This is a genomic window from Cohnella sp. SGD-V74 (genome assembly GCF_003001675.1).
GTDB lineage: Bacteria > Bacillota > Bacilli > Paenibacillales > Paenibacillaceae > Cohnella.
Genome location: NZ_PVYW01000020.1, coordinates 1 through 21664 on the forward strand (window position 1 = coordinate 1; position 21664 = coordinate 21664).

Sequence of the window (21664 nt, forward strand, 5' to 3'; positions counted from 1 at the left end):
GGATTTTTTATATAATCGCCATGAAAAACACTTATATTATTACATATATAGCTAATTGTAGTTATTTTCGCGTGAAGTTTTATGCAACGCTAGTGGCGTATTCCCCGCTATGCCCGATGGCGGACGAAATCGCGTCTGCCGCCTCTTCCAGGCGCCCGCTCTCCAGCGCAATGTCGAGCCGCTCGCGCTGCCGGGACAGCAGCGTCGGCAACCTCTCTCCGGTTGGTCTCGGGCCGCTTCCCCCGCAGCTCAGCAGCTGCATGTTCTCCCCCTGGCCGATTCCGACGACCAGCTTGCGCCTCATCCGATAATACGCGACCGCGAGTCCGTCCCAGGAGACGAACGCAAGGCTGCAAATGACGGAGACCGGAAGACGAAGAAGCCGCGTGCAAATGGATTGCGCCGTCTCGAGCGTCCCGGTGACGTAGCCGGACATCGCCTCTTCGTCCCGAAACGGCCCGGACGGTTCCGAACCGTCCGGCCGCTGAAGCAGCAGCATCGTGTAATGCTCGTCCACGAACACGGTTTGCAGCTTCGCCCCTTCGAGCAGTTCGGCCATAATGTTCTCGAAGGCGAACTGGAGCAGCGTCCGATCGCTGCCGTTCATCTCCTCCGGCCATCGATCGACCCTCGCGAGTACGGGCAGCAGCTTCGAATCGGCATCCAGCGGGCATTCCAGCTCCGCAAGACGGGCCGCCGACAAGCCGGCATCCTCGGCGCCGTGCAGCAGCAGCCGGCGGAACCAGCCGTTGCGCAGCGAAGGCATCGCCTGACGGACTCTCGCCTGCGCATCCAGGACGAATTGATCGCGCCGCCATTCTTCCTGCAGCGCTTCGATCGCGCTGCCGATCGCGCGCACGATCGGCTCGTCGCCCTCCGTCTTCAGAATGTAGTCGATGCTGCCGTCCCGCAGCGCCTGGCGAACGCAGCTCATCTCGTTCATTCCCGTCAGGAAGATCACTTTGCAGCGCGGCCATCTGGACCGGATCTCCTTCAGCAGCCGCAGCCCGTCCATGCCCGGCATGCGGATGTCGCTCAGAACGATGTCGATCTTCACGCGGTTCAGCCATTCGATGGCCTCGATCGCGGAATACGCCCGGTACAGATCCATCTCGGGCAGATCGGCCTCCTGAAGCATCTCGTGAAGCCCGTCTACCGTATACGGTTCGTCATCTACGATTAACAGACGATGCATCGTCAACAACCTCCTTCGCGATCGGCAGCCGAAGCTCCGCCAACAGTCCGCCGCTATGGCCCCGTGACAGGACAAGACCGCTCCCCTGCCCGAATTTGATCTGGACGCGGCGGTGAACGTTGATCAGCCCGGTGCTCTCCGCCTGCTTGTCCGGGTCGAGCAGCCGCTGGCGAAGCTCCTGCAGCTTGCTCTCGTCCAGCTCTTCTCCGTTGTCTTCGACGGAGACGACAAGCGTGTCCGGCTCCAATCGGAAGCCGATACCGATCCAGCCGTCCTTCATCTTATTTTCCAACCCGTAATTGTAGGCGTTCTCGATCAGCGGCTGCAGGATCAGCCTGGGCACGAGACAGGTTGCCAAACCGGGCGGAAGCTCCCCGAATTCGCTGCGAATCCGGCTGCCGAAGCGAAACGACTGAATCTCCGTATACGTACGGGCGTACTTGACCTCCAGCTCCAGCGGAATTTCGTCCATCCCGTCCCGGGTAATGAACTGGAAGTAATCGCCCAAATACTTGGTAAACCTCACGATGTTGTCATGATCCTGCAAATTCGCCATCCGGTGCAAAATAAAGAAGCTGTTGTACAGAAAATGGGGGTTGATCTGCGATTGCAGATGTCTGAGCTCGGCGAGGCGGACGCGGTACTTGTGCTCGTACACTTCATGGACGAGCACGTTCAATTGCCTGACCATTGCGTTGAATCGATTAAACAGAAAGCCAAACTCGTCCTTCAGCGGGTACTGGACGACGAGATTCAGGTTCCCTTGCTCCACTTTGTTAAAAGAGCGCATCAGCGTCCGAAGCGGCCGCTGAATGATCCGATAGAGACTGAGCGAGAAGGAGACGACGACCACGACCGACATCAGCGTAAGCAGCAGCATCCACCAACGATAGCGCTCCAGCGGGCCGAACGCCGCGCTCTCCGGCATCAGAATCGTCAGAGTCGTATCCAGCTTGTCCGACGACTTGTCGATGACGAGGTAGTTTTCGCCGCCCACGGCAAGCGTCTGGCTCTGCACGGAACCGCTGTGTCTTTGTAGAACCGCCTCCCCTGCTCCGGGCAAACCGGTGTCGGCCGCGATGCTCCACGGCAGCCGATTGCCCGTCAGAATGGCCGTCTCCCCGTTGTTCGTGAACTGGCGCAAAGCGTCTCTGAGCGCCGGCTTCGACACTTCCACCGTCAGCAGAAACACCGGCTCCTTCCTGCCGGGTGCGGGCGGTTCCGGATAGGGGACGCTGATGAACAAGCGGTCCTGCCATAACAAGTAAGGCGACTCGTAACGGTTCGTCGTCGCGGACAGCGCCTTGAAAGCTTGCTCGTCGAAGGCGCTGATCGCATCGTCGTTGGACGTGACACTGCGGTTCAGAAGCGGAATGAAGGCGGTTACATTATGAACGAAGCTGTTGGACGATTTGACCAGATCGAGCTTGCTCTTCAGCGCCAGGATAGCGTCCGTTCGCTCGATGTCGGACATAACGTCGACGGCCGTGCTCAGCTTCATCAGGTCGACGTCGTTGACGTAAGCTTCGATCAGCTTGATGACCCGCTGGAAATCCGACTCGATCAGACTGACGTACAGCTCCACCTTGGCGTTCATCGAGCCTACGATCTCCTTGCGGACCGTCTCCTGCCCCGATTCGTTCATGTACAGGTTCAGCGCGTACAGCGGAATCAGCAGAGCGAGAAACGTCAGCACGATTTTCAGAAAGATGGAGCTTCGGGGCGCTCGCGTAATGACCTTCATGCCGTGCGGCCTCCTTTTAGGTGCGTAGAAGGTTGTATTCTTCCCTGCCTGTGCAACCTCCTGCCTTCGTCGACTGGCAAAAAAAACGAAAGACTGCCGGAAAACTTCCGGCAGTCCGTCCGTTACCACTCCGCTACGCTGCCGTCCTCGTGGCGCCAGAGCGGATTTTTCCAATTGTGTCCGATCGCCGCCATCTTGCGTACATGCTCCTCGTCGATCTCGATGCCCAGCCCCGGTCCGTTCGGAATGGCGACGAAGCCGTTCGTGTAGGCGAATACGGAAGGATCGACGATGTAGTCCAACAAATCGTTGCCCTGGTTATAATGAATGCCCAAGCTCTGCTCTTGAATGAAGGCGTTATGGCAAGTCGCGTCCACCTGCAAGCAGGCGGCCAGCGCAATCGGTCCGAGCGGACAGTGCGGCGCGAGCGCCACGTCGTAAGCCTCTGCCATACTCGCGATTTTCTTGCATTCCGTAATTCCGCCCGCGTGGGAGACGTCCGGCTGGATGATATCGACGTACCCGTCCGAGAGCAAGCCCTTGAAATCCCAGCGCGAAAACATTCTCTCTCCCGTCGCGATCGGGATTTGCGCGGCGCGGGCGATCTCCCGAAGCGCCTCGTTGTTTTCCGGCAGGACGGGCTCTTCGATGAACATCGGGCGGAAAGCTTCCAGCTCCTTCGCCAGCACTTTCGCCATCGGCTTGTGCACCCTGCCGTGAAAGTCGATGCCGATGCCGAAATGGGAACCGACAGCCGAACGAACCGCGGCTACCCGTTCGAGCACCTGATCGATTTTCTCGTGCGTATCGACGTATTGCAGTTCCTCGGTTCCGTTCATTTTGACGGCCGTGAAGCCTTGCGCCTTCGCCCGTGCTGCCGCCTCGCCGACATCGGACGGACGGTCGCCGCCGATCCAGGAATACACCTTGATCTTGCTGCGGCAAGCTCCGCCCATCAATTGATAGACGGGCGCTTGGTGGAACTTGCCCTTGATGTCCCACAGCGCCTGGTCGATTCCGGCGATCGCGCTCATCAGAATCGGTCCCCCGCGATAGAAGCCTCCCCGGTACATCGCTTGCCAGTGGTCTTCGATGTCCAGCGGGTTTTTCCCGATCAGATACCCGCTCAGTTCCTCAACCGCCGCTTTTACCGTATGCGCCTTGCCTTCGACGATCGGCTCTCCCCAACCCGTTATGCCTTCGTCGGTCTCGATTTTCAAAAACAGCCATCTCGGCGGTACGACGAACGTTTCCATTTTCGTGATTTTCATCATTCGCTTCCTCTCGTTTGTATGGCGTTCAGCATGTCTTGAATGTGCGCTTTCATCAACGCGCGCGCTTGCTCCGGCTGCCGCTCCTCGATCGCGATGGCGATCAGCCGGTGATACCCGGCCGCCTTCTCCCGCATGCGGGGGAGCTTATCCGTCTCTCTTCTGCCCTGCGCGGACAAATCCGCCACGACGCTCAGCATCTGCGCCAGCAGCGGATTGCCCGCTCCGTCGGCGATCTCCTGATGGAAGCTCACGTCGGTCGCGAAATGATCCTCACCGGCATTCATCTGCGCCTCCATCCGATCGCACAGTTCGCGGATGGAACGGGCCTGCGCGACGGAACATCGAACCGCGCAATAAGCCGCCAGCTCCGGCTCGATCGTCAGGCGAGCCTCCAACAGCTGGATCAGCGATCGCGTCTCCATCCCCCTCAGCCGGTCCACCGGATCGGCCAACAGCTCCGGATCGTTCGTAATGAAAATTCCCCGTCCGTGCTCAATGCTGACGATTCTCCGGCTCTCCAGCACGCGCAGCGCCTCGCGGACCGCCGTCAGGCTGTAGCCGTAGCGCGACGCCAGCTGCTGCATCGTCGGCAGCCGCTCTCCCGGCTTCCACTCCCCGGTGCGAATTCTCTCTTCCATCTGCTTCAGAATTTCTTCGTGAGCCAGCTTCTTCATCTCGGCCTCGCTTTTTCTTTGCTTTAATAAGATAATAACTTTATGTTTAAAAGATAATATCTATTTACCCTTTGTGTCAATCGGATTTATATATAAACTATGTCTGACCAATTGACTCCTATCCGCTTCAACGGAGGTGCCGACAACAAGCGGGCTTTTCGGGAGGGATTAACCGATTTTGTCGAGCATCTCCGGTCAGGCGGCGGCTTTTGGGAAGGGGAATAACCGGTTTCTTAGACTAACGCCTTCCTTCCAGGAGCGCTGACCGAGAGCAAAGTGTCCACAAGCGTGAATTAATCCCTAGGGCGTGTATGCAACCTCCGAGGAAAGCAGATGTTGCCGAATTTTCGTTCCATGCAAGGAACTTTTGTGAAGGCGTACCAGGGGTACGTCAAGCAAAAGTGACGCAACAGGGGATGATAGATGCCTCTGAGCGGGTTTGCATACACGCCCTAGTAGAGCATTCCAGAAGTAAAATGCGATTGCGCTCGAAGCCGATGCAATCTTACTCTCCAACCCGACTCCGCACGGTTGCAGCTACTCTGACGTCCCATTCGATGTTCCAACCCGACACAGCGCGGTTGCAGCTACTTTACCAGCTCATTCGATGCTCCAACCCGACTCCGCACGGTTGCAGCTACTCTACCAGCTCATTCGATGCTCCAACCCGACTCAGCGCGGTTGCAGCTACTCTGCCGCCCCATTCGATGCTCCAACCCGACTCAGCGCGGTTGCAGCTACTCTACCGGCCCTTTCGTCGCTCCAACCCGACTCCGCACGGTTGCAGCTACTCTACCGGCCCTTTCGCTGCTCCAACCCGACTCCGCACGGTTGCAGCTACTCTACCGGCCCTTTCGCCGCTCCAACCCGACTCCGCACGGTTGCAGCTACTCTGACGCCCCATTCGATGCTCCAACCCGACTCAGCGCGGTTGCAGCTACTCTACCAGCTCATTCGCTGCTCCAACCCGACTCCGCACGGTTGCAGCTACTCTGACATCCCATTCGATGTTCCAACCCGACTCAGCACGGTTGCAGCTACTCTTACATCCCATTCGATGCTCCAACCCGACTCAGCGCGGTTGCAGCTACTCTACCGGCCCTTTCGCCGCTCCAACCCGACTCCGCACGGTTGCAGCTACTCTACCAGTTCAATCGCTGCTCCAACCCGACTCCGCACGGTTGCAGCTACTCTACCGGCCCTTTCGCCGCTCCAACCCGACTCCGCACGGTTGCAGCTACTCTGACGCCCCATTCGATGCTCCAACCCGACTCAGCGCGGTTGCAGCTACTCTACTAGCAGGAAAAAACCGCCGTTGCTTGACGGCGGTCCCTTGCATCAGCCTTGTTCACTTTTTGTAGTAGTATCAATCTTCTCATAAACATGGAAATAGTAAATGTACGGATTTCTATCATTCGCAACAATCAATGAAATTTCCAAAATAAAACGTCCCAGCTCGCACACAGATCAATCCGTATATTCTGCTTCCCATGACGATTCGAATAGGCGAATAAGCGGAAGACACCTTCTTCCGCTACTCGACGTCCCCCTCCAAGTACCGCTTCAGCACGACCGCCTGATTGTGAAGCTCGTCCCTGGCGGCGTAGAGCAGCGTGACGTCCTGCTCCTTGGCCCACGACCGCAGGCGCTCTACGTGTGGTTGGACGGCTTCGCTCTTCAACTCCGCGATGTAGCTCGCCTGAAACTCCCCGAAACGCTCAGGTTTATGCCCGAACCAGCGGCAGAGCTCGGTACTGGGCGCGACATCCTTCAGCCAGACCACCGCGCCGACGCGCTCCTTGGTCATTCCTCGCGGCCATAGCCTGTCCACCAGCACCCGGAAGCCGTCGGCCTCGTTGGCCTCTTCATAGACCCGTTTTATTTTATATTGTCCCATTTCCGCACCTCCAGCGTTCTGTCATGCCGACTTCCCTTTTCGTCCAGATGTTCTAATTATAGCTGACCAGCTTTCATTTCGCAGTCCGGATGCTTGCCCTTCGATTGTGAACGCCGCAAAAAAACGGTATATTATTCATAAACATTTTTGTTAATCCCTATGCGAGCTAATCGATCCCGGAGGTCTCCTCATGAAATTGGACATATCGGAGAACGCGCTGCCCGTCTACGAAGCGCTGGCCAGTGACGTGCGGCTGCGGATCATCCATCTGTTGGCCAAAGAACCGATGAACGTCAAAGAGCTGGCGGAAGCCGTCGGCCTGAGCAGCGCGATCATGACGATGCACACGAAAAAGCTGGAAAAGGCCAAGCTGATCCGCACCGAGATGGTCCGGGGCCGAGGCGGCGTCCAAAAGCTGTGCAGGCTGTGCGTGGATAAAATAGAAATCGATTTTCCCGCGAAAGAGGAAACGAACAGGGAGAGCCATCGTACAGAGCTTTCCGTCGGTCATTATACCGATTTCGAGATTCATCCGACGTGCGGTCTGGCAACTCCGCGCAAGCTGATCGGCGAATTCGACGAACCGAGATATTTCTGGGATTCCGAGAGAGTCGACGCCAAAATATTGTGGTTCGGCAAAGGCTTCATCGAATATAAGGTTCCGAACTTCCTGCTGCCGAGCCAGGTTCCCGACGAATTGGTCATTTCAATGGAGCTTGCTTCCGAAGCGCCGGCCACGAACAACAACTGGCCCTCGGACATCGCTTTCCGCCTCAACGACGAAGAGCTGGGGACATGGACGAGCCCGGGCGATTTCGGAGACAATCGCGGGAAGTATACGCCAGCCTGGTGGCCCGACGCGATCAACCAGTACGGATTGCTTAAGCACCTGAGAATTACGAAAGACGGAACCTACATGGACGGCAACAAAATGTCCAACGTGACGCTAAGCGATATTCAAGTCCGGAACAAGCAGTGGACGTTCCGAATCTCCTGCACGGACGAAGCCAAGCATATCGGCGGAGTGACGCTGTTCGGAACGGGATTCGGCAACTATAATCAGGACATCGTGTTCCAGCTGTATTATACGAAAACCGAGCAGCCCGCATCGGGCTAGACTTCCCGTTAAGCAGGCGTCGCGGTTGCCCAATTGTTGTTCGTAAGAACGGCATGCCCCGGGCGCACTACGGCAAAAGGACCTCAACTTTCACCGCCCAAGCGGAAGTTGAGGTCCTTTGCTATCAGATTATCCGCGGCCGACTCGGCTTAGCGTGAATTCGAAGGCAAGCTCTTCGTCCGCCCCAATTTGATACTCCTCGTGCACGGGCGCTCCCCAGCTATCGTCTCCGCCTACGCCCATCTGCCGCCCGGCTACGGTCACGACCGTATAATGCGGCTGCGGCAGCTCCCACGGATGAGCCGCGTTCTCCAGCTCCAGCGCCGTATAATGGGATACGTTGCACTCCACTGGCGCAGACGGCGAAGCTTGCAGCTCCAGTCCGATTCCCGCGGCATCGGTAATCCGCACGCGGCGAACCCCTGTACGGTTGCCCGACTCCTGAGGGACGAGGTAACGGGACGCCAGCTCGTCCACCTTGCGCCGGAACGTGCACAGCCGCGCACCGTGCACGCGGTCGATATAGTTTTCCTTCGGCCCCATCGCGTACCAGTCAGTTTCTCCGTAATCGGCGGACAGCTTGAAGGACAAGCCGAACATCGGCAAGTTCGGCAATCCCGCTGCGCCGCGATACTCAGAACGTACCCGAACGCTTCCGTCGGCGAACACCGTATAGGCGACGCCAACCCGCACATCCGAGCTGATGCTGAAGGCGTAATCGAACACGACGGTTGCGCTCCCCTTCTCCTCGATCAGACGCACGCTGTCGCACTTTCGAGCCGCAGTTGCAGCAAGCCACGCCCCAGCTGTAAAAGCCTGAGATACGCCTTTGTCGTTGTCGGTCGTCGCTCTCCAGAACTGCGGATACGGAGGCGCAGCGATCATCTCCCGGCTTCCGTAGCGGAGAGAAACAAGCGTGCCCGCTTGCTTGGAGAACAGAACAGTAAACCCATCCCCGATCACTCCGATGTTCACATCGCCTTCGACGACGCGAATCGCCCCTTCCGGCGCGGACTTCTCCGCTCCGGCCAAGAGGAATATCGTCTGGCCGAAGGCGATCTCGAAGCCGGCATCCGCCCACGCGTTCGCTTCCGCAAGCACGAGCGACGCGTCGATCCAATATTCTCCAGGCTTGTCCGAAGCGTCCGGCAGCTCGATCGGTACGAAAGCCGAAGTTTGCGCCGCGACCGATACATCTGCTTGGCCGGAGGCGATCTCCGTTCCTTCATAATAAAGGCGGTAGATTAAGCTTAAGCCGTCCGTTCCCGCGAACAGGCTTTCGTTGACGATGTTGACACCGGTCGCCGACGGCTCGAGCTTATAGTTCTGATACAGGAATTTGACTTCCTGCATTTTCGGCGTGACGGTCCGATCCGCGTATACGATGCCGTTGCCGCAGAAGCTGTAATCGGTCGGGCGATCTTCGAAATCTCCTCCGTATGCCAGAAACTCCTTGCCGAAGCGATCTTTCTTCGCCAGCGCCTGATCGATGTAATCCCAAATGAAGCCGCCCTGATACATCGGATATTTGGCTTCCAGCTCCGTATATTTGTGCAGCCCGCCGACCGAGTTGCCCATTGCGTGCATGTACTCGCAGCTGATATACGGCTTGGCCGGGTCGGCTTGCAAATACGCTTCGATATCGGCCGGCTTGGCGTACATCCGGCTCTCCATATCGCTCGTCTCGTCATACTCGCGGTTGTGGAACACGCCTTCGTAGTGCACGAGACGGCCAGGATCGGCTTCGCGGAAGTAGTTCGACACCTGCAAAATGACTTCCCCGGCGTACGATTCGTTGCCGCAGGACCAGATGAGGATCGACGGGTGGTTTTTATCCCGCTCCAGCATCGAACGCGCCCGATCCATGACGATATCCCTCCATTCCGGGCGGTTGCCGGGAACGTTCCAGGAAGGCTCGACCGCCCCCATCTTCTGCCACGACCCGTGGGTTTCCAAGTTCATCTCGTCGATGACGTAAACGCCGTACTCGTCGCACAGCTCGTACCAGAGCGTCTGGTTCGGGTAGTGGGAAGTCCGCACCGCGTTGATGTTATTCCGCTTCAGCGTCGCGATATCCCACAGCATATCCTCCCGCGTGATCGACCGGCCGGTTCTGCAATTGAACTCGTGGCGGTTAACTCCCTTGAACACGATGCGTTCGCCGTTTAAGCACATGATCTTGTTCTTCATCTCGAAACGCCGGAAGCCGACCTTCTGGACGATGGCCTCCGCCAACGTTCCCCGCTCGTTATAGATCGAGATGCATGCCTTGTATAAGTAGGGGTTTTCCGCACTCCATCGCTCCACGGTTCCGGCGTCCAGCGACAGCCTTAGCCTGCCGTCTGCGAATTCGCCCTCCCCTGTCGCCACGACGGCTCCCGCAGCGTCTTTCAATTCCAGCTTGGCCGAAGCGCGAGCGGCGTTGTCCAAGCGGAGATCCGCGCTCAGCAAGCCCAGCTCGTACGAATCGTCCAGATCGGCGCGCACGAACAGATCCCTCACATGAACGTCCGGAATCGTATAGAGATACACGTCGCGGAAAATGCCGGAGAATCGCCAGAAGTCCTGATCCTCCAGCCAGCTCCCCGTGCTGCGTTGATACACTTCCACCGCCAGCTTGTTGTCGCCTTCCCGTACGTAAGGAGTCAGGTCGAATTCGGACGGAGTGAAGCTGTCCTCGCCGTAGCCGACGAACTCCCCGTTCAGCCACACGTAGAAAGCCGACTCCACTCCTTGAAAAGAAATAAACACGGGACGGTCCTTCATGTTCGCGGGAAGCCGGAACGTCGTCGCATAGCTTCCGACCGGATTGGAAGCTTGCGGAATCTCCGGAGGACGGACCCCGTCCAATCCGTCCCACGGATACATCGTATTGACGTATTGCGGGCGCCCCCAGCCTTGAAGCTGAATATGGCCCGGCACCACGATGTCGTCCCACCCGCTGCAGTCGAAGTCGGCCCGATAGAACGATTCGGCACGGCTCGCCGGATTCGCGGCGTAGCTGAATTTCCACGACCCATTCAGCGAATGGCGCATCGGCATCGCGCCGCCCGCTTCCGCTTCCTCCATCGTTGCGTAATAGCGATGATCGGAATGGGCGTCGAGCCGGTTGACGCGAAACACGCCGACATCGCTCAGCCACTCCGGACCAGGTTTATTTTCTCTCACTCGTTATCCCTCATTTTTCTGCGAAATGTACTTATCCCTTACCAAAAAAGCTCCTCGTAACCGTTCAGTTGGGCGACGCCCTCAGCGAAATAATAATCGCCGTAAATAAGCGGCACGTCGATGTTGCGGCCCTCCGGATAATGGCTGGTTCCGTGCAGAATCAGCCCTTCCTCGTCTTCACGGTCCCACGCTCCGTAATTGCGGTACAGCGACCATAGAATTCGTTCCCCGGCTCGCCGGTACAGAAGCCGCTCCTCCTCCCCGACAAGACGCGACAGCAATAACAGGCCCGAAGCGGCGCAAGCTCCAGCCGAAGAATCCCGATGCTTCGCAACGCGCTCCGGCAATCGGAAGTCCCAATAAGGAACATGATCGTCGGGAAGATTCGCCAGGAAGAAATGGGCTGCCCGCTTGGACGCTTCCAAATACCGCTTGTCTCCGACGTAACGATAAGCAAGCGCCATTCCGTAAAGCGCCCATGCGGTGCCGCGCGACCAGGCGGAGTCCGGGGCATAGCCTTGTCCGCCGAGCACTTCGGCTTGCTCCCCGGTTTGCGGATCGAAGCGGACGATATGGTTCACCGAGCCGTCCGGCCGAATGAAATGCGCGAGAACCGTGTCCGTATGCTCGACCGCTATATGCTTGTACCGGGGATCTCCGCTGACCTGAGAAGCCCAATGCAATAAGGGCAGGTTCATCATGCAATCGATAATCGCGAGTCCGGAATTGTCTTCACCGGGCTGCCACGGATTCCATGCGCGAATATACCTTCCTCTCGTATTATAACGCCCGCAAAGCAAATTTGCTGCAAGCAGCCCCCTTCGCTTCGCCGTTTCATCGCCTGTCAGCCTGTATCTTGCCACGCTCGTCAGCGTCCACATGAAGCCGATATCGTGATCGAGCTTGACGTAGTCCGTAATGACCCGGTCAAGCTGCTCCTCACAGGATTCCGCCCAATGACGCAGCTGTTCATCGTTCGTATCCCGATAAACGAGCCAGAGCAGCCCCGGCCAGAACCCGGCCGTCCACCAGGAAGCCGGCTCCAATTGGTAGCTTCCCCCCACGCTGGCATGGGGAAATGCATCGCGAATTCTCAATCCCGTTCGCCCGACTTTGTCCTTAATCTTCGACCACGCTTCACTGCGCCAATCGCCGCCGAGTCCCCTCATAGCCATTTCTCCACGTCTACTGCCGGTACGCCGCCCGCATTGAACCGCACCTTGCTGATGCACGTCTCCCGAAGCAGCGAACGAGCGGGATCGATGAGACGATGATAACAAAGCACCCATCCGTCCCCGTGCTTCGCCATGCTTGCATGACCCGTACCGAAATAACGCTCGGACGGACGAGTAACGCGATTATCCTTAGGAGCGATATAAGGACCGTAAATAGAGTCACTGGCTGCATAGCAGATCTGATATCTCGGATCCCGAGTATCGTAATTGCTCCAGGTAAGCACGTATTTGCCGTTGATTTTCTGCAGATGCGGCCCTTCATTGTATATCCCTTTATCCTCGATGTCCGGACTCCGGCCTTGCTGGCGATAGAACTCGTCCGACAGAGAGATCGGCTCTGACTTAAAGGAGACCATATCATCCGCCAGAGGAGCGATCCAGCACTTCCCCTGCCCCCATAGCAGATAAGGCTGGTTGTCGCGTCAATGAACAAGTCCGCGTCGATGCTCTGGCAGCCGTATTGATTCGCCGCAATCAAAGGTTCTCCCAGAAGGTCCCGGAAAGGGCCGAGCGGAGATTCCGAGACGGCAGCGCCGATCTGGGCTTCCGCTGAAAAGTACATATAGTAAAGACCGTTGTGCTTGTTTACTCCCGGCGCCCACGCTCTTGTCTCGGCCCATGCGACGTCAGCCAGGTCCAGCGCCAGGTACGGACCGTCCCAGTTAACGAGGTCCTTGCTGCGGAATACATGGAACTTGTCGTACAGCCAGCCATCGCTGTCTCTCGTTGGGTACAGGTAGTAATCTTCGCCGTCCTGGAGCAGGAACGGATCAGCCCATTCCCCGCTTAATGTCGGTCCAACCTTCTGCATGTCTCTCGCCTCCGTATCTGTATGCAACCGAAGTATAGAACATATGGAAGAGCGCATCCAGATTAACCTCTTGCTTTAAGTGAACATTACGGGTATATCGGCATGAACGATTATGCGATCCGTTACTGCCGCGCGTTCCGCCGGCTCTCCGGCGCCTGTCCCGAAGAAACGCAAATAAGATCACCAATCGCAAATTTGTTCATATCCAAAAGCGCTGATAATTCACATCTACCTTATCGTTCCACTGTTGTTCACATATCGGATCAAGCTATAATGAAGCGAAATCGTACCGTTAAATCTCGATTATCATCGAATAAGGGTGAATCTTCATGAATCTGAAAAAAATGAGCCGAAACCGAAAGTTATTCACGCGAATATTGATCGGGATCACACTCTGTATTTTCGTGGCGCTCATTATCTCCTCTTATGTGTACTATTACGCGTTCGCCCGAATATTGCAGAAGGAAACGTTCCAGTCCGATCTGAATCATTTACGACAAACGAGCCAGACGGTCGCCCGGACGAGCGACAACGCGCTGACGGTTTCCTCCCAGATTTACCGCAACGGTACGATTGCGAAGCTGCTCTATTATAAAGAACCGAATGCCTTCGATATTCAGGCGGCCATGCTCGACTTGGACGGTTATTTGGCCACCATGCCCTTCATCCAATCCATCTATGTTTACAATCCAGGTACAGGCTACTATATCGTCTCGCGCGAAGGACCTCAGCGCGGCCTTACTCCCGAAAACATGGTCGACGAGTCGGGAATTAACGAAATTTTGGAGAACTTCAATGAATATAAGCCTTTTACGCCGATTCCGAGAACTTTCCATTACGGCAATGAAGAACAGACGCCGAGAGGCGCTTTCACCTATCTTCTATACGATGCTATAGGATTCGACCGGCAGATCAATTCGGCGATTATCGTCAACGTATCCGCGGAGTGGGTAAACTATGAATTGGGAATCAACAATTATGAAGGCGCGGGCAAAAATTACTTCGTGGACGACCAGGACAATATCTTGTCCGTCAGCGAATTAACGGAGGTTCGGTGGAGTTCGGCAGAACGGCTTCTTATAAAGGAAACGATCCAGCACCAACGGTCCGGCTATACGATCGCCGATTTCGAAGGCGTCAAATCGCTCATTACGTACACTTCGCCGGATAAATACGGATGGCAGTACGTACGGATTACGCCTTATGAAGCGATAACCGCCGCCGTTAAGAACGTACGCTCCATGACGTTGCAGATCGCTACGGTCATTCTGGGAGTCGGTCTGCTGCTTTCCTGGCTGCTCTCCCGGTTCCTGTACGTTCCGATTCATAAAATCGAAAGCCGGGTCGAAGCCCTGGAATCGGAACGCCGCAACAGCAGTTACACCGTTCGCCAGAACATGCTGCGGAAGCTTATTCAGATGAAAGACTTCAATCCGGAGTATCAATTGGACAAGTTGAAGAGTTTGAACATCTCCTTCGACTTTACCCAACCCTATATGCTGGCCCATATTCGTATTGACGGGTTTAATGGATTAAAGGAGCAGGGACACAACGATCTGCTTACTTATAAATTCGCCATTATGAATATCGCTTCGGAGATCTGCTCCAAGTTCGTGCGGGTGGAAGCCGTCGACTTGGAAGAAGAAAGCCTTCTGCTCATGATAAACGTCTTGACCGATGAGCTGTCCGACTCCGAGCTGAAACTGATGTTTAGCGAGATGCAGCATGCCTGCAAGGAATACTTAAACCTAAGCATAACCGTTGCCTATTCGTCTTACGACAGCGATCCTCTCCAGCTGTATTACATGTTCAAGCAGGTGCACTTGGCATCTCAGCAGCGTTTTTTTGCAGGCAGGAACACGCTCATTGCGGCTTCCCAGCTGAATCTGTTCGACAGCACCGCATACGCGTTTCCGATCGGCAAGGAGAAGAAAATGATCGACGCGCTCATCGGCGGCAAGACCGACGAAGCCAAAGCGCTGATCGATGAAATCATGCGGGAGACCGCCCAGTATCCATCTGTAGTCGCGCATACGGCGGCCAAGCACCTAACGGTGTCCCTCACCAATATGATCGCGGAAATCGAGCGGAACGGATCTTTGCAGCTCGGCCTGGGGCCGGACGACTTGCCGGATATAGCGGAATACGAAACCTTGGATGAACTGACGGAACGGTATTATGCGCTATTCGATGCGTTAAAGCTCAAGCTTGTCGAGAAGCGAAGCAACAAGCAGGAGGATCTCATCCGCCGAATTACCGAGCTGATCGAAACTCGTTACGGCGACCCGAACTTAAGCCTGAATTTCATTGCGGAAGAGCTCAAGATGTCTCCTTATCACATCAGCAGAGTGTACCGCCAGCAGACGCTGAACAACATCGTCGATCGAATCAACCAGGTACGAATGGACAAAGCGAAAGAGCTTCTGATCCAGTCGGAGCATTCGGTTGCGGAGATCGCCGAATTGACAGGGTACACGAACAGCTCGTATTTCCACCGCATCTTCAAAAAGATAAACGGCGTAACGCCGTCCGAATTCCGCAAAGCGGCGCGGTAATCGAAGCAAACAAGAGCAGGTTCCAGGGAAGCTGACCCCGGAACCTGCTCTTGTTCACTTAAATCCAACTCAGATTAATATTACTGAATTCCCGATTCTTGAAGATACGCCAGCCATTGCTTCGTGTAGCCTTGCTGCACTTTCTCGAGCCCCGCTTGCTTCGCTTTGTCCATAAACGTGGCAAGCCCTTTCTCGACGTCCGCGACCTGACCCGCCAGCAGCGGGAACAGATATTGCTTCTCTACTTGCTCCAGAGCCGCGCGTTCCGCTTGATACTCCGTGTAATCCTCGGCAAAACCGGTGTAGATATCCGGCTTCTGAATCTTGTCCAGCTCGTCGAAGATGGCTTTGACTCCGTCATAGCTCGGTTCGAACAGCATGAATTCCGGATTGCGCCATGCCCAGCCCTGCATATTCTCTCTCAGGAAGCCGTTCGTGTCGGCGTTGCCGATCAGCTTGTAATAGCCGTTGTCCACTTCGTAGTTGACACCTTCGAAGCCGTATTGCGTCAAATGGTTGTAACGTTTGTCGGTAACCATCTTCTCGTAGAAGGCAAGCGCGCGTTCCGCGTTGTCGCTGTGCGCCGGAATCGCGAATCCGTTATGAATCGGATGCACCGGCGTCGCATAGCCCTTGGTCAAGCCATACGGATGATAGCCGAGCTCCCAATCCGGATGAAGAGACTTCATATTGTTAAGCGTTTGATTGTACCGGGTCGGGTTGTCGCCAAGCAAAGCCGCCGCAGTTCCATTTACGATCTTGTCCTGGTTCGTATCCTTCACGTTCAGCTCGTTTTTCGAAATGTAGCCTTTTTCCGCCCAGCTTCTGTACAGCTTCAGATCCTCGAGGTGCTCCGCGGACCCCCAATAGTTCGTCATTTGCGACGGATTGCTGTAAGGCGCGAATACTCCGTAAGGCATAGGGCCGACAATGTCGCGCGCGATGTCCAGATGAGCGTCGGACAAGGCCGCGGCTACATCCGCGCCGATCGCCACCGGCTGAAGGTTCGGCTCGTTCTTCTTAATGCCTTCCAGGTAAGCTTCGAAGGTCGCCATATCGACCGGCTTAGGCAGGTCGTACTTCTGGCGCAGATCTTCGCGCCATACGAATCCGCCTGTTACATACTCCTTGTAAGTGGCAGGTACGGTGTAAATTTTACCGTCGATCTTGACCGCTTCCCACATATCCTGAGGCACGAATTGATTCAGGACCGGAGCGGCCTTCGGAAGAAGATCGTCCAGCGGCAGGAACGCCTTTTTCTTCGCATACTGCTGATATTGCGTCCATTCGGCGGTGAAGATCAGGTCAACCTTCTGGCCCGTGGACAGCAGCAGCTTGTACTTCTGATCCCAGTCCGTCCACGTCGTGAAGTTGAACTTGACCGTTGCGTTCAAATCTTCGAGAGCCATCTTGTTGATTTCCGCCTCGACCTTCGCCAGATCCTTCGGCGCGTTGCCGAGCATGTAGAACTGAAGCTCAACCTTCTTCGAGGTGTCGATCCCTGCTGGCTCTGAGGATGGCGATTCTGACGTCTCGGCCGACGGCGAATTGGACGCTTGCGGCGAAGACGCGCTCTCCGCGGGTTTATTGTTCTTGCTGCTGCAAGCGGTAATGAGCGACAACAACAGAACAACGGATAATAACAGGCCTACTGACTTTTTCAACTTCCCTGGCATGTGAATCCTCCCTTTTGTGTTCCTTCTGAGTATATATGTTAGCCGACTCCAGGTCTCCCTGAGATCGGTTCTAACCTTTGACGGCTCCGATCGTCAGCCCCTTGACAAAATAGCGCTGAATGAACGGATAGAGCAGCAGGATCGGTCCGGTAACGACGATCGCCATCGCCATCTTCATCGATTCGGTAGGCACGCCTTCCGTTAAGACGATCCCCGTTCCGGCTCCGATGTTCCTTAAGAAATCGGAGGTGTTAATGATGTTGTACAGGTAGAACTGCAGCTGGTATTTCTCCGGACTGTTAATGTACATCGCCGACGAGAACCAGTCGTTCCAGTAGTGCAGCGCCAGAAACAACCCTACCGTCGCAAGGCCGGGTATGGCGAGCGGAAGCACAATCCGATAGTAGATCAGGAAATCGTTGGCGCCGTCGATTTTGGCCGATTCCGTCACTTCGTCGGGAACTGCGGAGCTGATGAAGCTTCTCATCAGAATGATCAGGAACGGCGTCATCAGCGACGGCCAGATCAACGCATTCATGCTGTCCGTAAACTCTAGATACTCGGTAATCAGGATATAATAGGGTACAAGTCCTCCTCCGAACAGCGTCGTGAAATAGATCACGAAGGAGAAAAAGTTACGGTATTTGAAATCTTTGCGCTGCAGCACGTATCCGGCCATTGTCATCAAGAACAAGCCAAGCGCCGTACCGACCACAGTGACAAGCGTTGTCACGCCGTAAGCCCTCAAGACTTCATCCGGAACCTGAAAAATAATCCGATAGCCTTCCAGCGAAAAATCGCGAGGTATAATATTGTAGCCTTCCCGGATGATCGACTCGTTGCTCGACAGAGACGCCGAAACGATGAGTATGAACGGCAGGATACACAACACGCTCCCCCCGATCACGACGGTATAAGCGAGCAAGCGGAACCATATGGCGGCGCTGTCTTCTCTGATTTTCATCGGTTGCCTCCCCCTAGAACAAAGCGTAATCTTTGTTGACCTTGCGAATGATGCCGTTGACGACCATGATCAGCGCAAAACCGAACAGCGACTGGTACACGCCGGCAGCTGTCGCCATTCCCATATCGAACGTGACCTTGAGCGAACGGTAGACGTAGGTGTCGAGAATGTCGGTCGTGCTGTACAGGAGGCCGTTATTCCCTACCATCTGATAGAACAGGTCGAATTGGCCTTTCATAATCGTGCCGAGCGAGAACAGCAGCAGAATGACGAAGGTACTCTTCAGCATCGGAACGGTAATGTGCCATGCTCTTTGGAAGGTGTTCGCGCCGTCTATTCGCGCCGCTTCGTAGTATTCCTCGCTAATGCCGGTAATCGCTGCAAGGTAGATCACCATGCTGTACCCGAAATTTTTCCACAGATAGAAGAAGATAATGAAGAAGATCCACAGCGCAGGCTTGTTATAGACGTCCAAGGGTTCGGCTCCGAGCCGCTCCAGCACCGTATTCAGCACCCCTTGCTCGTAGTTGAACAAGTTGAACACGATGACGCTCAGAATGACGAACGAGACGAAGTACGGCAGGAACAAGACGGATTGCGTAATTTTCTTGAACCACTTGCCTTTAAGCTCGCTGAGCAGAACCGCGACGGAGATCGACAACACGTTCCCGAGAACGATGAACGCCAGATTGTACCCGATCGTATTCACGGTCAGTTCGATCAGCTTCCCGGACTTCCATAGGAATTCGAAGTTTTTCAGTCCGACGAAGTTCATATTGAACATGCTTGTATTGAACTCGAACTGTACGAACGCGTAGTAGATTCCGATCATCGGCGCATAGTTGTTGATCAGAAAGTAGACGAGCACGGGAAGCAGCATGAGAAATAAAATTCGATTTGCGTACAGCTCATGCCAGAGCCCTTTTCTTTTCGTTTTCATGTTTCCCCTCTTTCCTCCTGTTGACTGATTAGCTTCTCCTTGGTGTTCGGTTCAGCTGCGTTGTTTGTCCGCCGCCTGAATTCAATATAGAAGAACGACAAAATCCGGTATAGTGAAAATCCGCTTCATCGTTGACCTTTTCGGCGTTTGACGGCATGAACAAATCTGACTTTCCTGTACTTGAGCAGCTTTGTTCACTATTCCGGAACGGTTATTCCACCGCTTCCGAATCGGATTTGTTCAACGTAAAACGGTTGAGCGCCTCCTTCAAAGACAAAGACAATTCCGATAAATGATCTGAAATTTCGACAAGACCGGCCCCCGCATGCTGTTGCTGCGACGCCAACGAGGCCACCTCTTGGGAAGCGGCTGAAGCCTGCTCGGACACCGCGCCGACATTGCCCATCGCTTCCGTGAGCATTCGCTCGCAGAGATGCAGCTCATGCACCGAACGGATCGTTTCGTCCAGCTTGTCCGCAAATTCGTTCATGTGCTTCTTCACATCGCCGAAGGTCGCTTCCGTGTCATGGACGGAATTTAACTGCTCCCGGAACAGAGGGGCCGCTTTCGATAGCACTCCGACAGTCTCTTCAATCTCCGACTGGATCGAGTGAGTAATCTGGCCGACGACTTCAATATTTTGCTTGGATTGGTCCGCCAGCTTCCTGATTTCGTCCGCTACGACCATGAATCCCTTGCCTGCCGCCCCGGCCCGCGCCGCTTCGATCGTAGCGTTAAGCGATAAAATGTTCGTTTGCTTCGTCATCGATTCCAATACGTCCAGAATGCTCCGAATCGATAAAGTGCTTGTTTTCAACTGCTCGATCTTCTCGACCATGGAACGGGTTATTTCTTCCGTCGCCATCGTTCTGGCTATCAGTTCCTTCATGGACGCCGTTCCCGTATCGCTGGCCCGCTGCACTTCGTCGGCTATTTTTCCCATCTGCGCGTTCAGCTCGATCACTTCGCCCATCTGCTCGCCGATCGCGGCGGTTGCTCCGCTTCCTCTCTCTGCCTCGGCGGCAAGGGTTGCCGCCCCTCCCGCGATTTCCTCGGTAGCCGTCGATACTTCCTTGGCGGACAATGCTATCGACTTGGATGCATCCGATAACGAGGTCGAGGTGTCGAATACTTGCCGAGCGGTGTTATGCGTCTGCCGAACCAGTTGATCGAGCTGTTCCATCATCTGATTAAAGCTTTCCCCCAGCTGCCCGATCTCGTCCTGGCTGCCCGGGCGAATTCGCACCGCCAAATTGCCGGTCGCCCCTTCGTTCATCAGATTCCTAAGTTGAATAAGCGGGGATGCGATCATACGCACAATGACAAGAGACAGCGCAATCGCCACGAGCGCGGAGATCGCCAGAGCTCCTATCGTAAAGTCGCGAATCTGCTTCGTATTTTTAACCAAATCGTCGACCGGGAAGCTGCCCACAACGTACCATCCGGTATGCTCCGACCGGCTGAATACGACCAACTGGCTTTGTCCCTGCTCGTCGACGACCTCCTCGCTCCCCGACAGCAGAGGGGCGCCGCTGTCGTCCGCCGGAATATGAACAAAGGATTTCGACCCGATAAGCTCGTAATCGGAATGATACTGCAGCTCCTCTTGGACGGAGAGGATCATGAATTGTCCGCTGCCGCCGACTTCCAGATCGTCCAGTTGGGATTGAATCGCCTTGATGTTCAATTCCAAGAGAACGACGGCTCTCTGTTCGACCAAGTATTTAATCACACCGAAGGTTGGAGTCGTTGACGGATCGTGAATCCCCGTGCGGCTCATATCGATCCAATAGACTTGCTCCTCTCTCTCCAGCGCTTCTTTGAACCAGACCTTGTCGCCTGCTTGCTCGATGTTTTTAACCGTCCCCGCCTTGGAGATTTTGGATAAAGTTCCGCCATTCAGATCGAACAGCGTGATCCCGACGAGATTGTCGTCCGTGTATACCATGTGCTTGATTTGATCCTCATAGGCCGTTAAGGATTCCGGATCCACTTCTTGATCGGTAGAATTCAATACGATGCCGATAATCGCCAGCGACAGCTCCCTGTCCGCCATAAAACTCGTGGCCAGATCGTCGTATTGCTTGAACAGCATATCCAGCCTGGCTCTCGTCTGAACGATCGTGCCTTGACTGGCTTGCGACACCTCTTCCTTCACGATCTCTTTCGACTTGACGTAGGACGATACGCCAACAACCGCTACCATCAGAAGAACGAAAACGAAGAAAAACAAAAACAGCTTTATCCCTACCTTGCGTGCCGGGTTTAGCTTGGACAGAGCAATGCCGTTCTTCAAAAAACGCTTCATTCTAGATGCCCCGCTTTCTTCGTAGTATGTGATTCCGTTTACCCGCTATTGTCGACACCCTTCGATTCCCGTAACAGTGAACGATTATGAGATTCGTGAACAAAGG

Annotated in this window: 13 protein-coding genes and 1 pseudogene; 2 read left to right on the forward strand and 12 right to left on the reverse strand. The window is 55.2% G+C overall.

Features of this window, described 5'->3' with window-relative positions; genetic code table 11:
• Nucleotides 1-79 precede the first annotated feature (79 nt).
• The 5 genes from B0G52_RS26070 to B0G52_RS26090 form a co-directional block, all read right to left on the reverse strand.
• Nucleotides 80-1195 carry a response regulator gene (locus tag B0G52_RS26070; protein WP_094048773.1) on the reverse strand — a complete coding sequence of 372 codons (1116 nt, stop codon included), beginning with the start codon at nucleotides 1193-1195 and terminating at the stop codon, nucleotides 80-82.
• Nucleotides 1170-2939, reverse strand: coding sequence for a sensor histidine kinase (locus B0G52_RS26075; protein ID WP_094048775.1), 1770 nt, complete (start codon nucleotides 2937-2939; stop codon nucleotides 1170-1172). The genes B0G52_RS26070 and B0G52_RS26075 overlap by 26 nt, the downstream gene beginning before the upstream one ends.
• 122 nt (nucleotides 2940-3061) lie before the next feature.
• A complete protein-coding gene (gene dgoD, locus B0G52_RS26080; protein WP_094048777.1) occupies nucleotides 3062-4210 on the reverse strand; it encodes a galactonate dehydratase in 1149 nt (382 codons plus the stop codon).
• Nucleotides 4210-4887 (reverse strand): FadR/GntR family transcriptional regulator, encoded by a 678-nt coding sequence (locus B0G52_RS26085; protein WP_094048779.1) that lies wholly within the window; start codon nucleotides 4885-4887, stop codon nucleotides 4210-4212. Before B0G52_RS26085 ends, dgoD begins: the two co-directional genes overlap by 1 nt.
• A gap of 1534 nt (nucleotides 4888-6421) precedes the next feature.
• Nucleotides 6422-6784, reverse strand: a complete 363-nt coding sequence (locus B0G52_RS26090; RefSeq protein ID WP_094048781.1) for a DUF488 domain-containing protein — start codon at nucleotides 6782-6784, stop codon at nucleotides 6422-6424.
• A 190-nt stretch (nucleotides 6785-6974) separates the two neighbouring features.
• On the opposite strand from B0G52_RS26090, the gene B0G52_RS26095 reads away from it, so the two are divergent.
• Nucleotides 6975-7901: an ArsR/SmtB family transcription factor gene (locus B0G52_RS26095; protein WP_094048783.1), complete on the forward strand. Its 927-nt coding sequence runs from the start codon at nucleotides 6975-6977 to the stop codon at nucleotides 7899-7901.
• Nucleotides 7902-8030: 129 nt separating this feature from the next.
• Here B0G52_RS26095 and lacZ read toward each other — a convergent pair whose 3' ends face one another.
• The 3 genes and pseudogenes from lacZ to B0G52_RS36555 form a co-directional block, all read right to left on the reverse strand.
• The gene (gene lacZ / locus B0G52_RS26100; RefSeq protein ID WP_233163062.1) at nucleotides 8031-11069 is read right to left on the reverse strand and encodes a beta-galactosidase, LacZ type; all 3039 of its coding nucleotides are present in this window, start codon (nucleotides 11067-11069) and stop codon (nucleotides 8031-8033) included.
• A 38-nt stretch (nucleotides 11070-11107) separates the two neighbouring features.
• Nucleotides 11108-12238 carry a glycoside hydrolase family 88 protein gene (locus B0G52_RS26105; RefSeq protein ID WP_094048785.1) on the reverse strand — a complete coding sequence of 377 codons (1131 nt, stop codon included), beginning with the start codon at nucleotides 12236-12238 and terminating at the stop codon, nucleotides 11108-11110.
• A pseudogene (locus B0G52_RS36555) lies at nucleotides 12235-13172 on the reverse strand (family 43 glycosylhydrolase). Before B0G52_RS36555 ends, B0G52_RS26105 begins: the two are co-directional and overlap by 4 nt.
• A 272-nt stretch (nucleotides 13173-13444) precedes the next feature.
• Here B0G52_RS36555 and B0G52_RS26120 point away from each other — a divergent pair.
• On the forward strand, nucleotides 13445-15670 hold the full coding sequence (locus B0G52_RS26120; RefSeq protein ID WP_094048789.1) for an AraC family transcriptional regulator: 2226 nt from the start codon (nucleotides 13445-13447) through the stop codon (nucleotides 15668-15670).
• Nucleotides 15671-15750: 80 nt separating this feature from the next.
• Here the strand turns inward: B0G52_RS26120 and B0G52_RS26125 are convergent, their stop codons facing one another.
• The 4 genes from B0G52_RS26125 to B0G52_RS26140 all read right to left on the reverse strand — a co-directional run bounded on the left by B0G52_RS26125 (nucleotide 15751) and on the right by B0G52_RS26140 (nucleotide 21558).
• On the reverse strand, nucleotides 15751-17346 hold the full coding sequence (locus B0G52_RS26125) for an extracellular solute-binding protein (RefSeq protein ID WP_094048791.1): 1596 nt from the start codon (nucleotides 17344-17346) through the stop codon (nucleotides 15751-15753).
• A 70-nt stretch (nucleotides 17347-17416) separates the two neighbouring features.
• Nucleotides 17417-18310, reverse strand: coding sequence for a carbohydrate ABC transporter permease (locus tag B0G52_RS26130; protein ID WP_094048793.1), 894 nt, complete (start codon nucleotides 18308-18310; stop codon nucleotides 17417-17419).
• A gap of 13 nt (nucleotides 18311-18323) precedes the next feature.
• The gene (locus B0G52_RS26135; RefSeq protein WP_094048795.1) at nucleotides 18324-19250 is read right to left on the reverse strand and encodes an ABC transporter permease; all 927 of its coding nucleotides are present in this window, start codon (nucleotides 19248-19250) and stop codon (nucleotides 18324-18326) included.
• 211 nt (nucleotides 19251-19461) lie between these two features.
• Entirely contained in the window at nucleotides 19462-21558 is a 2097-nt protein-coding gene (locus tag B0G52_RS26140) for a methyl-accepting chemotaxis protein (protein WP_094048797.1), read from the reverse strand.
• Nucleotides 21559-21664 lie beyond the last annotated feature (106 nt).